Source organism: Pseudonocardia sp. D17 (assembly GCF_036984265.1).
Lineage (GTDB): Bacteria > Actinomycetota > Actinomycetes > Mycobacteriales > Pseudonocardiaceae > Pseudonocardia > Pseudonocardia benzenivorans.
The window spans coordinates 1-14,445 of the sequence record NZ_BPRG01000113.1 but is presented as its reverse complement, the minus strand read 5'-3'; the positions used below and the strand labels follow the sequence as shown (position 1 = coordinate 14,445).

At 71.7% G+C, this 14,445-nt stretch carries 14 protein-coding genes and 1 pseudogene; 4 read left to right on the top strand and 11 right to left on the bottom strand.

Going from position 1 to position 14,445, the window contains the following annotated elements; genetic code table 11:
* Positions 1-9: 9 nt before the first annotated feature.
* The 8 genes from PSD17_RS18155 to PSD17_RS18120 all read right to left on the bottom strand — a co-directional run bounded on the left by PSD17_RS18155 (position 10) and on the right by PSD17_RS18120 (position 8,804).
* A complete protein-coding gene (locus PSD17_RS18155) occupies positions 10-1,293 on the bottom strand; it encodes a M24 family metallopeptidase (protein ID WP_339123688.1) in 1,284 nt (427 codons plus the stop codon).
* A 35-nt stretch (positions 1,294-1,328) separates the two neighbouring features.
* Positions 1,329-2,516 (bottom strand): amidohydrolase family protein, encoded by a 1,188-nt coding sequence (locus tag PSD17_RS18150; RefSeq protein WP_339123686.1) that lies wholly within the window; start codon positions 2,514-2,516, stop codon positions 1,329-1,331.
* A 1-nt stretch (position 2,517) separates the two neighbouring features.
* Positions 2,518-3,417, bottom strand: a complete 900-nt coding sequence (locus tag PSD17_RS18145) for an LLM class flavin-dependent oxidoreductase (RefSeq protein ID WP_013674607.1) — start codon at positions 3,415-3,417, stop codon at positions 2,518-2,520.
* Positions 3,407-3,880 (bottom strand): VOC family protein, encoded by a 474-nt coding sequence (locus PSD17_RS18140; RefSeq protein ID WP_013674608.1) that lies wholly within the window; start codon positions 3,878-3,880, stop codon positions 3,407-3,409. The genes PSD17_RS18145 and PSD17_RS18140 overlap by 11 nt, the downstream gene beginning before the upstream one ends.
* Complete coding sequence (locus tag PSD17_RS18135) at positions 3,877-4,719, bottom strand: ABC transporter ATP-binding protein (RefSeq protein WP_143770462.1); 843 nt, start codon at positions 4,717-4,719, stop codon at positions 3,877-3,879. Before PSD17_RS18135 ends, PSD17_RS18140 begins: the two co-directional genes overlap by 4 nt.
* A 20-nt stretch (positions 4,720-4,739) precedes the next feature.
* The gene (locus PSD17_RS18130; RefSeq protein ID WP_339123684.1) at positions 4,740-5,603 is read right to left on the bottom strand and encodes a branched-chain amino acid ABC transporter permease; all 864 of its coding nucleotides are present in this window, start codon (positions 5,601-5,603) and stop codon (positions 4,740-4,742) included.
* Between the two features lie 19 nt (positions 5,604-5,622).
* Positions 5,623-6,855, bottom strand: a complete 1,233-nt coding sequence (locus PSD17_RS18125) for an ABC transporter substrate-binding protein (RefSeq protein ID WP_339123682.1) — start codon at positions 6,853-6,855, stop codon at positions 5,623-5,625.
* 74 nt (positions 6,856-6,929) lie between these two features.
* Positions 6,930-8,804: an ABC transporter permease subunit gene (locus tag PSD17_RS18120; protein ID WP_339123680.1), complete on the bottom strand. Its 1,875-nt coding sequence runs from the start codon at positions 8,802-8,804 to the stop codon at positions 6,930-6,932.
* Between the two features lie 216 nt (positions 8,805-9,020).
* On the opposite strand from PSD17_RS18120, the gene PSD17_RS18115 reads away from it, so the two are divergent.
* Both PSD17_RS18115 and PSD17_RS18110 read left to right on the top strand, forming a co-directional pair.
* Entirely contained in the window at positions 9,021-9,614 is a 594-nt protein-coding gene (locus PSD17_RS18115; protein WP_339123678.1) for a TetR/AcrR family transcriptional regulator, read from the top strand.
* Between the two features lie 236 nt (positions 9,615-9,850).
* Positions 9,851-10,312: a pyridoxamine 5'-phosphate oxidase family protein gene (locus tag PSD17_RS18110; RefSeq protein ID WP_013674614.1), complete on the top strand. Its 462-nt coding sequence runs from the start codon at positions 9,851-9,853 to the stop codon at positions 10,310-10,312.
* A gap of 3 nt (positions 10,313-10,315) precedes the next feature.
* Here PSD17_RS18110 and PSD17_RS18105 read toward each other — a convergent pair whose 3' ends face one another.
* Positions 10,316-11,248: a LysR substrate-binding domain-containing protein gene (locus tag PSD17_RS18105; protein WP_013674615.1), complete on the bottom strand. Its 933-nt coding sequence runs from the start codon at positions 11,246-11,248 to the stop codon at positions 10,316-10,318.
* A gap of 77 nt (positions 11,249-11,325) precedes the next feature.
* On the opposite strand from PSD17_RS18105, the gene PSD17_RS18100 reads away from it, so the two are divergent.
* Positions 11,326-11,958, top strand: coding sequence for a ribonuclease H family protein (locus tag PSD17_RS18100; RefSeq protein ID WP_103380238.1), 633 nt, complete (start codon positions 11,326-11,328; stop codon positions 11,956-11,958).
* A gap of 176 nt (positions 11,959-12,134) precedes the next feature.
* Here the strand turns inward: PSD17_RS18100 and PSD17_RS18095 are convergent, their stop codons facing one another.
* The gene (locus tag PSD17_RS18095; protein WP_339123905.1) at positions 12,135-13,205 is read right to left on the bottom strand and encodes a hypothetical protein; all 1,071 of its coding nucleotides are present in this window, start codon (positions 13,203-13,205) and stop codon (positions 12,135-12,137) included.
* A 101-nt stretch (positions 13,206-13,306) separates the two neighbouring features.
* Here PSD17_RS18095 and PSD17_RS18090 point away from each other — a divergent pair, with 101 nt between their 5' ends.
* A complete protein-coding gene (locus PSD17_RS18090) occupies positions 13,307-13,951 on the top strand; it encodes a TetR/AcrR family transcriptional regulator (protein ID WP_103380236.1) in 645 nt (214 codons plus the stop codon).
* Between the two features lie 60 nt (positions 13,952-14,011).
* Here PSD17_RS18090 and PSD17_RS18085 read toward each other — a convergent pair.
* A pseudogene (locus PSD17_RS18085) lies at positions 14,012-14,445 on the bottom strand (hypothetical protein); the annotation flags it as partial.

The window sequence follows — 14,445 nt, the reverse complement described above, 5'->3', positions numbered from 1 at the left end:
CGTCGCCCCTCAGCCGCCGTACTCGAACGGGGAGTTGTCCCAGGAGAAGAGCCGGTCCGCGCCGTCGGCGCGGACGTGCATGATGTCCTCGATGAAGTAGCGCTCCCGGACGTCCCCGGGGTACTGGATGTGGGCGGACAGGACCATCCCGGCGTCGAGCGTCCAGTCCGTCCGGCCCGGAACGACCTCCATGTCGATGTGCTCCAGGCCGAGCCCGTGGAAGAAGACCGTCGACGTGTCGGCTCGGGGCAGGTCGCGGTTCATGACATCGAGGCCGATCTGCTGCAGACGGCTCATCGACACACCCGGCTCCGCCGCGTCGCGGATCGCGTCCAGCGCGTCGCTGCAGGCCTTCCCGACCCGGGCCTGCATCGCATCCGGTTCCCCTCCCACGAACCAGGTCTTCCCGCCGTCCCACGCGTAGTTCCGCCAGGAGCCGTGACAGTCGAACATCAGGTTCATGCCGCGATCGATGACGAAGTCCGTGATCCCGTCGTCGGTGTAGAACGCAGGGTTCCCGTCCGGCGGGTTGGAGAAGATGATCGCGCCACCGTCGTGGACCCAGCCGCCGGCGGCGAGCGCGTTGCAGTTGTATCGGTGGTTGAGTTCCTGCCACGTCACGCCCGGTTCCCACTCGACGAGCGTCTGCTCGAGCGCGATCTCGTTGATCCGCGACGAGTGCCGCATGATCTCGATCTCGGCGGGCGTCTTGACCTGCCGGATGTACTTCGCCGTGCTGAAGGCGTCGACTATCTCGGCGGTCCCGGTGTCGACGATGCCGGCGACCCGCGGGTTGTCGAACCCGACCCGGCCGCGGTCGAGCCCGAGATCGCGGATCGCACCCTGCAGGGCGTGGGGAAAGTCCGGCGCATAGTTCGCGAGCGCGGCCTTGCCCCAGTCGGTGCCGAGAACGGTGTCGGGGACGAAGCGGCTGAACCCTGCGGCGTCGGCGGGAAAGGCCAGGGGCAGCATGACGTTGGCGTAGGGGCGGACGTCGTCGACCCAGGTCGGGCGGGCGAGCAGCGTACCGAGGTCGAACTCCGGCATGATCAGGATCGGGTGGTCCGGTGCGTGCCGGGAGAACACGAACGCGCCGAGAGGGTTGTCCTCGTGGTGGGCCGTCGTCGACTTCCCGCCGTAGCTGGTGAAGTAGAGGACGTTGGGGCGGCAGTAGGAGACCAGCCCGTCGAGACCTCGTTCGGTCAGGACGGCGACCACGCGGTCGACGTCGCACAGCCGCTCCGGGAGCGGCGGTGCCGGCGGGAGGTTCGTCAACCGGTCGGGGGCAACCACGATCAGTGCTCCTTCGTTCGTAGACGGTCGGCGGGCTATCGGCCGAGCCGGAAGAAGTCGGACGGGAGGTCATGGGTCAGCGACCGGCGCATGTCCCGGGGAACGCGTCGAAAGGCCATCTCCGGTGCGTCGGCGTCCCAGTGCGGGTAGTCCGAGCTGAACATGACACACCGGTCCGCCCGCGCGAGCCGCATCATCGTGCCGAGGTCGGACGGATCGGCCGGCTCGTAGATCGGCTGGGTCGTGAAGCGAACGTGCTCGAGCACGTACTCACTCGGCGGCCGCTGCAGCCAGGGGCACTCGTCCCGCAGGCCCTTCCAGTCCTTGTCGAGGCGCCAGAGCACGTGCGGCAACCACGCCCAACCGGCCTCGATCAGGCCGAACCGCAGCGTCGGGAAGCGTTCGAAGACCCCGGCGACGACGAGGCTGACGAGGTGACGCATGTACACCTGGGGGATCGACGCGTGGAACTCGAGGTAGTACTCGGGCTTGCCGACGGCGATCATCGCGGTGTTCGTCCCGGAGCTCTCCCCGCCCGGGTGCGTCACGACCGGCAGTCCGTACTCGAGCGCCGCCTCGTAGATCGGGTAGTAGTGCCGGTGTCCGAACGCCATTCCGTTGTCGGTCCCGGGCACGTACACCGCCGCGACCGCGGGGCTACGGCCCCAGCGGTGGACCTCGGTCGCGGCAAGTGCCGGATCCTGCGGCGGGACGACGAGAGCGATCCGGAACCGTGGGTCCTCCCGGCACCACACGTCCTCGAGCCACAGGTTGTGAGCCGACGCGACCGCGGCGGCGATCTCGGGCTCGGGGATGCCGCCCAGTCCGAGGACGCCCCCGCCGATCAGCAGCGCCCCGCCGAGGCCGTGGCGATCGAGGTGGTCGGTGACGACGAACCGCGGGTCCGACCCGGGCGGGCCACCGTCGGGCGGCATCGCGTCGAGGCGCATCGTCCCGCCGGGGTTCGTGTAGTTGACGCCCGGGAGCCGCATCTCGGCGCCCGGGACCTGCACGACGTTGTCGCCGCGCAGCACCCGCGCCGCGCTCCCGCGGGGCGCGTCGAGCAGGCCCATGCGCTTGCGCATCGCGGTGCTCTCCACATAAGGGGCGAGGTCGCGGATCCCGTTGCGGAAGTTGGGATGGACGTCGGAGTCGAAGGCGCCGGACAGGAAGCCCGACCGCGACGGCGCGATTCGCTCGCCGGCGCCGGTGTCGATCGTCATGTCATCGGGCTCCGATCTGGTCGGTGATCTCCTGCAGCACCGTCGCGGTGTGGGCCGGTGTGGTCCAGGGGGGCTCGACGACGATCTCGTCGACGTCGCGTGTCGCGATGGCCTCGACCATGCCGAGGAGCTCGTCGCGATCGGTCCGATCGTGCTGGACGATGCGCACGGTCCGGGTGAACGGCGTGCCCGGTCTGTCCTTCGTCAGCCGGGCGAGCGTCTCGAGCTGCTCGTCCAGGGCGTCCAGGTAGGGTCCCCAGCTCATCGCGATCCCGAGCCAGCCGTCGCCGAGGTCGGCCGCTCGCCGTAGGGCCGCCGGCGCGTTGCCGCCGAGGAGGACCGGGATGCGTGTGACAGGCGCGGGGTGCAGGTGGACACGTTGCCCGGCCCCGAGAGTCAGCGTCCCGGTCCAGGCGTCCCGGAGCGTCGCCACACCGCTCTCGAGCCGGTCCGTCCTGGAGGCGAAGTCGTAGCCGAGCGCGTCGAACTCCTCGCGCAGCCAACCCGCCCCGAGGCCGAGGACGAAGCGCCCATCGGTGAGCCGGTCGATCGTCGCCGCCATCTTCGCGACCTCGATCGGACGGCGTTGGGGGAGCACGAGGACAGCGGTGCCGACCCACAGCGGCCCCGAGATCGCCGCGGCCGCCGCGCAGCAGGTCAGCGCCTCGAACCACGGCGTCGTCACGGTGCGGATACGGTCGACCTGGTCGTCGGCCGAGGGGGAGTACGGGTGCACCGACGAGGCGTGTTCGGCGACGACGAGGTGGTCGGCGAACCACAGACCCGTCGCGCCGCCCTCGCCGACGGCGTCCACGACGGCCGCGATCGGCTCGCGCAGCAGCAGGTCGCCGCCGTTGGGCACGACGCAGCCGACGCGCGGCGGCCGGAGGTCAGCCGTCATGACGGCTGTCCACCTGCACGATGTTTCCCTCGAAATCACGGAAGATCACGGTACGGATGGGACGCCCTGCGCTCTCGCCCCAGCTCGTGCTGTCCTCCCACGCCGGACCGTGCACGATCGTCACCCCGGCAGCGGGAGCGGCGGCCACGAGCGCGTCGAGTCCCTCGGCCCAGAAGGCGATGTGGTGGAAGCCGACGTCGAACAGGTTGCGCGGCTCACCGTCGGCCCGATGGTCGAGCTGCTGGTCCAGCACGAGGAACGAGGCGTCGTCGTGCTCGGCGAGACGCAGGTAGACGGCGCGGCGCCCCGACTGGGCCGAACCGTCGCCGCGTTCGCGCCCACGCTGCTCGTGCTGGTCGAGACTCACCGCCAGGCCGAGGAAGTCCCGGTAGAAGCGCAGCGCCTCCGCCATGTCGCGGACGCCGACTGCGATGTGGGACACGGCCCTGATGTGGGGGCTCATCGTTGCTCTCCAGGTGCGATCTGGTCCACGAGCCCCTCGCTGGCGTGGCCGATGAAGGTGTCGACGACCGCGCGGTCGGCGAGGACCTCGGCGGTCGGGCCACGCGCGATGACGCGGCCTGCTGCCAGCGCGACCATCGACCCGGCGAGGGAGCTCACGAACTCGACGTCGTGGTCGACCACGACGACCGACCGGTTCGTCCCCTCGACGAGCGTCCGGATCAGGTCGGCGATCATCGCGCGGTCACCGGACGCGACGCCGGACGTCGGCTCGTCGAGCAGGAGCAGCGTCGGGCCTGCGATGACGGCACGCACGATGTCGGCGATCTTGCGCACGCCGTAGGGGCAGTGCTTGAGCGGGACACCGAGGTAGTCGGCGACCCCGGCGCGCTCGGCCCAGCCCCGCACGGTCTCCCGGGCCGCCTGCTCGGCGCGCCTGCTCGAGCGCAGCGACAGCAACGCCGGGGCCAGGCCCACGGCCCAGTCGGTCTCGAGCCCCAGCATCATGTACTCGCCCGTCGTCAGCTCCTGCAGGCTCCCGATGTTCTGGAACGAGCGGCCGACGCCGAGCCGGGCGACACCCTCGGGGGAGAGGGCGCTGATGCTGATCCCGGTGATCGTCGCCTCACCCTCGGACGGCTGGTAGTACCCCGACGCGACGTTGAGCAGGCTGCTCTTCCCGGACCCGTTGGAGCCGATCAGGCCCACGATCTCGCCGAGGCCGACCTGCATCCTGACGGCGTCGAGCACCGTGAGGTCGCCGAACCGGACCGTCACGTCGCACACGTCGAGCAGCACCGCCGAGTCCTGCACGTCGGCTCCTTCCACAGTGCCGGTCACGCTGTCGCTCACTGGTTCCCTCACAGCCGCTGCGCCGTCCGCCGGCCGAACAGCCCGAAGGGCAGGACGAGCAGCACGGCCAGCATGAAGAGATAGACGACCGAGCCCCCGAGCACGCCGCCGAGCAGGTAGTTCGCGACGGTGAAGATCGCCGCGAGGACGACCGAGCCGATCAGTGAGCCGGGAATGCTCTTCAGGCCGCCGAGCACGGCCGCCGGGAAGGCCAGCAGACCGATGTCGGCGAGGGAGAACGTCACGCTGCTCGTCTGCGCGAAGACGACGCCGGCGATCGCCGCCGTCGCCCCGGCGACGACCCAGGCGAGGCCCGAGAGCCGGTGCACCCGCATCCCCGAGTACACCGCCAGGGTCTCGTTGTGCGCCAGCGCCCGCATCCGCAGACCCGGCACGGTCCTGAAGATCAGGAACGTCAGGACCCCCACGACGCCGACGGCGATGCCGAGCGAGATCACGCTGCTCCATGGACGCCGGCCCGCGCCGATCCCGATGACGGCGCTGGTCGGCGGGGAGATGCTCCGTGACTGGGTGCTCCAGATGAGGTCGATGACCTGCGTGATGATCAGCGCGACGAGGAAGGACATGACGACCTTCTCGAACTCGGACTTGCCGAGCATGAACCGCATCGTCGTCGCGTAGATGATGACGCCCATGACCGCGATGACGCCGACGGTGACGGCCAGGCCACCCCAGTAGCCGAGCGACGGCTGGACCGTCGACATGATGTAGGCGCCGAACATCAGCAGGTGGCCCTGGGCGAAGCTCAGGACGCCCGTCGACCGGTACAGCACGACGAGACCGACGTTGACCAGGCCGAAGATCGCGGCCAGCAGGACGACGTTCGCGACGAGGTCGACGGCTACCCGCACGGCACCGCTCCCGCCGCCGTCACACCTTCACCTCGAGCTTGACCGCGTCCCCCGCGTAGGTCAGGTTCCCGGTCGCGGCGTCCCACTTCGCGAACTTCACGACGCCGATGCCGCTGTGGTCCTGGTCGGAGTACGCGACGGGGCCGAAGGCCAGGTCGTCGAGCGACGAGCTGAAGGTCGCGATGGTGGACCGGAACTTCTCGGGCGCGCACGGGAAGCCGCACTTCGCGAACACCTCGGCGGCGATGATGCCCTGGATGTAGCCGACCTCCACGCCCTGCTCCATGGGGTCGACGCCGTTCGCCTTGAGGTCCTCGAGGAAGGTCTTGCTGCCCGGGGTGTCCCCGAGGATGTTGACCGTCGCGAGCACCGCGTAGCCGGTGTGCCCGAGGCCGGCGATCTCCTTGAGCACCTCGGGGCCGCCGCCGAAGGAGTAGTTCGCCCACGGCATGGACATGTCGAGGCCGCTGGTCGCCGCGACCTTCACGGCGGCGATGACGTCGGTGGGGATCAGCCCCGAGACGATCGCGTCGACGTTCGCGGACCGGATGGCACTCATCACGGGTCCCATCGCGCCCTGCCCGACCGGCGGGCTCTCGACCGTGACGAGGTCGATGCCGACCTCGGCGGCGTAGGCCTTGGTGGCCTCGAGCGCCTCGGTGCTCGACGGGGTGGCGTAGTAGATCGCGGCGACCCGGGGCTTGGCGGGCACCTTGCCCTGGCCCGCGAGCGACATGATGTACGCGAGCTGCGCCGGGCCCTGGAGGTTCTGGTTGGCGCTCGAGCTGAACACCGACGGGTTGGGCGGCTGGATGAAGCTACCGGGCGTGCCCGCGTCGATGAGCGCCATCTTGTCGCGCTCCGCGAGCGGCACGACCACGGGCGTCTGTTGGCTGGACACCAGACCCGCGATCGCCGAGGCGTTCGAGCTGGTGACGAGCTCCCGGTAGACCGACGTGATCCGCGCGGTGTTGGAGCCGTCGTCGCGGATCACCAGCTCGATCTTCCGCCCGTCGACGCCGCCTCGGCGGTTGACCCCGTCCACCGCCGCCTGCAGGCCCTTGCTGGCCGGGGTGCTCGCCGCCCGCGCGATGCCGGAGAGGTCGAACTGGCCGCCGAGGACGAACGGACTGCTCGCGTCGGCCGCGCCACCACCTCCACCACCGTCCGAGCCACAGCTCGCGGCGATCAGCCCGACCGCGATCGCCGCGCAGGCGAGCCTGCCGGCCCTGCGGATGCGCACTCCCAGCATCAACGACCTCCTTGTCGTCTCGCCGTCGTCGTCGACTCGCGAGATGCTCCGAACGGAGCGGGGAACTGCCGGACCTAGTGCTGTGACACCGGTGGTGTCGGCTCGGCCGCGAGGCGGCCCAGGTAGACGTTCTCGATGCGGCGCATGAGCTGCGCGTCCGCGGCGCTCTCGTGCAAGGCCCTGCCGCTGTCCATCAGCAGGACGTTGTCGGCGGCCGCGATCGCGAGCCGTGGGTCCTGCTCCGCGATCACCAGTCCCCGGGCGAACTCCGTGCTCACCCGGCGCAGGACCGGCGCGAGCGACGAGATCACGACGGGGGACAGGCCGAGCGAGGCCTCGTCGATCACGACGAGCTCCGCCGACCGCGCGATCGCCGCGGCGAGGGCGAGCTGCTGACGCTCCCCGCCGCTCAGGTGGCCCGCCGAGCTGCGCAGGCGTCCGGCGAGCGCGGGGAAGATGTCGAGGATCTCCGCCATGGACGTGGCCGAGACTGGGCGGCCCTGTCCGGGCGCGAGGGCCTCCCGCAGGTGCTCCTCGACGCTCAGCTCGTCGAACACCTTGCCCTCCGCGGGCACGAACACCACGCCCCGGGCGCACCGCTCGGTGATCGACAGCGACGTCAGATCGGTCGGTGCGGACGACGAGGGCGGGGTCCAGACGACCGAGCCGGACGTGATCCGCCCGCCGCTGCCGGGCGGGAAGCCGACGATCGCGAACAGCAGGCTCGACTTGCCGGCACCGTTGCGACCGATCACCGCGGTGGCAGAGCCGGCGGCCAGCTCCATGGACACGTCGAGGACGGCGCGTTCGCCGGCCGCGTAGGTCACCGAGACGTCGCGGACGGCGAGCAGTGCGGGGTCGGCACCGGGCTCGGCGGGCGCCGCCTTGCGTCGAACCGCGGTCCGCTCGGCCCGGCGACGCCGGCGGAGGGCCGCGACGAGCCGGCGCGGTCCGTCGAGAAGCACGACGATCCCGATGAGCGCGAACACGATCAGCTCGATGGCCAGGAGGTTGTCACTCACGAAGCCGGATGCGTTGCCGCTGCCGAAGAACGTGTTGATCAGCGGCGGGACCGCACTGATGATGACCGCCCCGATGATCGCCCCGGGCAACGAACCGATGGTGCCGAGCACGATCATGACGATGAAGTTCACGCTGTCGAGCAGCGTTACCGAGTCGTAGGACGCGCTGCCGATGAAGTAGGCGAGCAGCGCACCGGCGACGAAGTGGAAGGCCGTCGTCGTCGCGAACGCGGTACCGATGTAGGCCTGAACCCTGATCCCGGCGACCCGTGCCGCGTCCGGATGCTCCTTCAGCAGGATCCATGCTCGACCGATCCGGGTCGATCGCAGGTAGCGGAAGTACTCGTAGACGCAGAACAGGACCACGGCGCAGACCGGGAACCACCGGCTCGGGCTGTCGAGGTCGAACCCGAAGATCGACGCGTAGGGGAGCGTGAACCCGGCATAGGCCTTCTCGACGGTCTGGACGTAGTTCCCGACGTTGGTGATCAGGTAGAAGATCGCCAGCGTACTCAGTAGCAGGTAGATCCCGCCGAGGCGGCGGGCGGGCAGGGCCGCGAGGAGGCCGAAGACGAAGCCCGCCACCAGGACGAGGACGAGGACCAGCAAGAACGGGAGCTCTGCCCAGGTTCCGAGCAGCGCCGCGCAGTAGCCGCCCGCGATGAGCAGCCCCGCGCTCATGATCGAGGGCTGGCCCGCCCACCCCATGAGTACCGTCAGCGCCATGGCGCACATCGCGTAGATCATGACCGTGATCGCGATCGATTGCTGATGCTCGCCCGCGATCACGAACACGGCCACGAGCACCACGGCCGCGAGGGTGAGGCGCCGCGGGAACGTCGAGGTCCAGCTCCGGAACCGACCGCCAGGTAGCGGTCGGGCGACCGAGGTCTCGTCCGCGGTCGGCGTCGTCGCTGTGCGTCGCATGCTTCCGTCAGCACCTTCCGTCGCGGCTCGGCTCTGGGCGCGATGTCGATGAGGGTCGCGCTTCCGCCGGCCGGCGCGCGACCCGTCGGCCACCGGTTGGTCCGCCGGGAAACGAGGCGGAGCGAGCCGGTGGTGGACGGTCATTCCGGGAACAGGACACAAACTAGATGAGACGAGACGTTCCGTCTAGATACTCCCGTGCGTATAGTCCGGCCGGTGACCACGACCGGAGCCGAACGGGTCCAGCGCCGCAGCGAGCGGTCGCGGCGCGCCATCCTGGACGCCACCTACGAGCTCCTCGACGAGGTCGGCTACCAGGCGTTGACGATCGAGGCGATCGCGGCGCGCGCCAAGGTCGGGAAGCAGACGATCTACCGCTGGTGGGGTTCGAAGTCGGCCGTCGTGCTCGACGTCTTCCTCGAGCGGAGCAGTTCCGCCGTGCCGCCGGACGGTCCCACCCTCGACGTCACGCTCAAGAGGCGGGCGGAGCGTTTCATCGAGGTGTTCCACCGGACGCCACTCGGGCGGAACCTCGGGGTGCTGCTCGGCGAGGCCCAGGCGGACGACGAGTTGCGGGCGATCCTCGTCGACCAGTGGTTCGGGCCGCGCCGGGAGTCGATAAGGAGCACGCTCGTGGAGGCGCAGGAGCGCGGCGAGCTCCGGTCGGACCTCGACGTCGACACCATCATCGACGCGATCTACGGGCCGCTCTGGTATCGCATGGCGTTCGCACACGCCGAGGTCGACGTCGCGTTCGCGCACGAAGTCGTGGACGCGGTGCTGCAAGGGGTGCGTGCCGGAGGCTCATGAGCCCGCACCTGCGCGACGCCGGGGTGCCGACGGTCCGGGCGGGGAGAGCGCCCGCCCGACGTTCGCTCGGTGTGCACGCGGGGAGCGGGCTGCGCGGTGCCGACGAGCGCCGTGTCGGCCGGCCGCGCGGCGTGTTGCCCGGCGGAGCACTGTGCGTCACGAAATCTCATGCTCGGCCACCGGCGACCGAGGTTAGCGTCGAGATCACCACCCACTCGACGACGAGGAGCACCGACGTGGCCGACGCAACCGGGATCGCCAACGGAACCGGGATCGCACTGACCGAGGAGATCACCGAGCGGATCAACGGCGCCCTCGCGGGGAAGAAGCCGGTCACGGTCACCTACGTCGGGCTCGACGACCGGCCCCACATGTCGCTGCGCGGCTCCACCCACGTCCACGGGCCGGACCAGCTCGCGATCTGGGTCCGGCACGCCTCCGGGGGCATCGTCGACGCCATCGCGCGCAACCCCGCGGTCGGTCTGCTCTACCGCGACTCCGACTCCCGCACGACCTACGTCTTCTCCGGCCGCGCCGCCGTCGTCGACGACGAGGCCGTCCGCAGCGCGGTGTTCGACGCGTCGCCGGAACCCGAGCGCGACCACGACCCCGACCGCAAGGGCGTCGCGGTGGTCGTCGACCTCGACGAGGTCAAGGGCGGCACCGTGGGCGGCACGCAGGTCTCGATGAGCCGGTAGCGCTCAGCCCGCCTGTGCCCGGGGCGCCAGCTCGTCGTCGAGCCAGCGCCGGAACGCCTGCAGCGCACGGCGATCCTCCCGCTCGACGGGGTAGTGCAGCGCAAACTCCACGACCTGGCCGACGGGCTGCGCGCTCGCGCAGAACGGCCGCACGAGCCGGCCCGCGGCCAGCTCCGGCTCGACGAGTGTCGGCGGCAGCAGGGCGAGACCCTGCCCCGACACCGCCGCCCGGCAGGCCAGCGCGGCATCGCCGTAGGCCAGGCCGTTCTTGGCGCTGACGTCGGCGAGCCCGGCCTCGTCGAGCCAGTCGTCCCAGGTGCCGGGGGAGTCGAGGCAGCGCAGCAGGTCCTGCTCGTGGACGGCCCGCAGGTCGGCCGGGACGGCCAGGGGGTGCCGGGCGAGGTAGCCGGGGCTGCACACGCAGGCGACGGGCTCGGCCAGCAGCGGCTGCGTCGCGTAGCCGGCCGCGGCACCGATCCCGGGACGGATCTCGGCGTCGACGTCGCCGCGGCCGAAGTCGCCCGCGCCGGAGGCCGTCGTGAGCTGCAGCGCGACCCACGGCTGGCCGCGGTGGAACCAGGGCAGCCGCGACACGAGCCAGTTGCCGAACAGGGTGTCGGCGCGGACGGTGAGGATCGTCTCGTTCCGTCGCGGGCAGGTCAGCAGGTCGGTCGCGGCGACGAGCCCGTGCAGGTGCTCGGTCACGGCGTCGAGGTAGCGGCTGCCCTCCGGGGTGAGCCGGATCGAGCGCGGCTCGTGCACGAACAGGGCGACCCCGAGCGACGACTCCAGCAGCGCCAGCATCCGGCTCACCGCGCTCGGGGTCACCGACAGCTCCGCCGCCGCCCGGCGCACGCTCTGCAGCCGGCCGGCAGCCTCGAAGCTGCGCAATGCGTTGAGGGGAGGTAGCCGGTCCAGGGGCGACGGCGCGTCCACGCCGGGATCGTCCGTCGCGCGCGGAGGACCTGTCAACGCCTGCGGTCGTGGCGGCCTCCTAGGCTGGGGCGGTGCCGATGACCGCGAAGTACGCCACGACCTGCGGCGTGTGCTCCGACCCGATCTCGCCCGGCGAGGAGATCGCCCGCTCCGGGTCCCGGTGGGCGCACTCGGCGTGCGCGTCGGCGGACCCGACGGCCGCTCCCGCAACGGCCGCCCCCGCGAAGGCCGCCGCCAGGCGCGCCCGCCCCGCCAGGCCCGACATGCCCGCTGTCGAGGGTGCGCTCGAGGTCTGGACCGACGGCGCATGCTCCGGCAACCCCGGCCCCGGCGGCTGGGCCTGGGCCACCCGCGACGGCCGTCAGGACAGCGGTGGTGAGTTCCCGACCACCAACCAGCGCATGGAGATCCGGGCCGCGCTCGAGGCGGTCCGGGCACTGCAGGGACCGCTGGTCGTCGTCAGCGACTCGACGTACGTCGTCAACTGCTTCCGCGACGAGTGGTGGAAGGGCTGGATCGCGCGGGGCTGGGTGACCAGCGCGCGCAAGCCCGTCGTCAGCCGGGACCTCTGGGAGCCCCTGGTGACGCTCGTCCAGGAGCGTGGCGACGTCTCCTTCCGCTGGGTGAAGGGGCATTCAGGGGACGAGATGAACGACCTGGTCGACGCCCTGGCCGTCGAGCAGTCGAGGGCCGTCGCCGCACGCGGCTGAGCCGCCGCCGTCCCGCGGCCTGACGTCCTCGACGGGCCGGCCCGCGGTCGCGTGGCGCATCTCGGGCACGTGGCCATTCCGCTGCCCAGCAGGGGCGTCGGCCCGATGGGCGCGCCCGGCCGGCCCTTGACGACGTCGTCGCCGGGCCCGGGCGCACCCGGTGTGCCGGCCCGGCGTCACCATGCGGGGACGCCGCTGCTCGGGCCGTCACCTCCGGTACCGCTGCTCCGGTATCGCTGCGCCACTGCCGCGAAGGCGGCCTTCGGTTCCCATTCCATGTCGGGGTAGGTCTGCCCCCGGCGACCCTCGAGGAGCTTGACGATGCCCAGGCCGGCCCGGTCCAGGTCGTCCCTGGGGTCGCCGTCCGGACGGTGCGGATAGCCGGGCAGGGCGAACAGGAAGACGAACGCGCTGTCCACGCCCTCGGTCTCGAAGATCTCCAGCAGTTCGCTCAGATACGCGGCCTGGCCTGCTTCGTCGCGCTCGTGGACGCCCTTCAGGCGGACCGGCGCTCGGGTCTGCGGGTCGTGCTCGACCACGTCGAGGACCCGGCCGCCCCGGTCTCCCGCGCCGCGGTAGGCCGCGGTGCCGAACCCGGTGACGGCGAGCGGCTTCGGGCCTCGGGCCAGGGTGCGCACCGCGTCCCGGAACCGGTCGGCGACCTCGGCGGAGCGGATCAGCTCGAACGTCACGATGTCGAAGGGGGCCCAGTCGACCTGCTCGAACTGGATGGAGGCGTAGGTGAGCGGGCCTCGGAAGCGCTCCCGGACCGTGGCCACGGCGTCGCGGAGGAACGTGTTGATGCGCCCGCCGAGCTCGCGCATCGTCTCGGCCCGCCGCTCGGGCCGGCTCATCAGCAGCTCGACCCGTTCCTCCGGGCTGCCGCCGGGGAGGAACCCGCGGTTCATCACGCTCAGCTCGACCCCGGCGACGAACACGACCGCGGCTCCCTCTTGCCGGAGCCGTTCCGCTCGTTCGGCGCAGTCGCGGAACAGCGTGAGGATCTGCTCCGGATCCAGTTCCAGCGGATAGGGCGAGAACCAGACCTCCAGGCCCAGCTCGGCGGCCGCACGGGCGGCCGGCTCGAGCCGGTCCGGGTCGCCGCCGATGATCTGGACCGCGTTGCAGTGCAGGTCGTCGCGAATGATGGCGAGCTCGCGCCGGACCACCGCCGGATCGAGCTGCTCGCGGGACACCCGCCCGTGCACGACGAATCCGGTGTCGTAGGTCATTCCTCGTGCTCGCACGGTGGCGTCCTCTCCGTCGGTCTCGGGCGGGCCGACACTGGCAGAATAACTGCGTACACGCAAATTTGCGCACACGCAGTTATCCGTGCGACGCTGGCGCCGTGACGACACCACCGGGGTTGCGGGAGCGGAAGAAGCAGGCCACGCGCGCGGCGCTGCGCGAGGCGGCCCTGCGGCTGGCCGTCGAACACGGACCCGACCAGGTGCGGGTCGAGGACATCGCCGAGGCGGCCGGGGTCTCGCCGCGCACCTACAACAACTACTTCGCCAGCCGCGAGCAGGCGATCGTCGCGGCGGTGACCGCGGACCGGGAGGAGCGGATCGCGGCGGCGGTCGCGGCGCGGCCGGCAGGGGTGCGGCTGGCGGACGCCGTCACCGACGCGGTGGTCGAGCAGTACACGGACGCCGGTGGGCACGAACGGGCACTGCTGCTGATCACGACGCGGCCCGCGCTGCGCGAGGCGTACCTCGACACCGCCGCCGGCATCGAGCCCCCGCTCACCGCGGTGATCGCCGAACGCCTGGACGACGCGGGGGCGCACACTGCCCGCGTGCTCGCGGCGAGCGTCGCCGCGGCGGTCCGTATCGCGCTGGAGGGCTGGCTCCGGCCGGCCGGGAAGGAGGAGGCCGGGAGCACCGGCGCGGGAGCACTGGTCCTGCCCTCCGGCTCACTACCGGACCAGCTCCGGGAGGCCCTGGCCCCGCTCGCGCCCGCGTTCGACGCCGCCGAGCGACGCCCCGGGTGAGGACGTCAACCGGGGCGCCGCCGGTGCCGCCGCGTCAGGTCACGGTGCGCGGCTGATGCGTCAGGCGGACGTCAGCAGCTGATGGCAGACCTGGGTCAGGGTCGACCGGACCAGCTCGTGGACGTCGACCGGGGCCGGCACCGTGGGGTTCGAACCAGCAGCGTCCTGGGGCGATCCTGCGCCGTCCGCGGCCGTCGTGGAGTCGTCGGCTCCGCTGCCGCCGTCGTCGCTGCCGGTGGTGGTGCCGCTGTCGGTGCCGGCCATGCCGCCGCGGCCTCCGGCCCCGCCTCCGTCGGTGCCCGGGGTGCCGTTCCCGCCGGCGCCGCCGGAACCGCCTGCGCCGCCTGCGCCGCCGTCGTCGGCGCCCGTGGTGGCGCCGCTGCCGGTGCCGGCCACGCCGCCGCGGCCTCCGGCCCCGCCTCCGTTGGTACCCGGGTCGCTGCCGGTGCCGCCCGCGCCCCCGTTCCCGCCTGCGCCCCCGGCCCCGCCGGTGC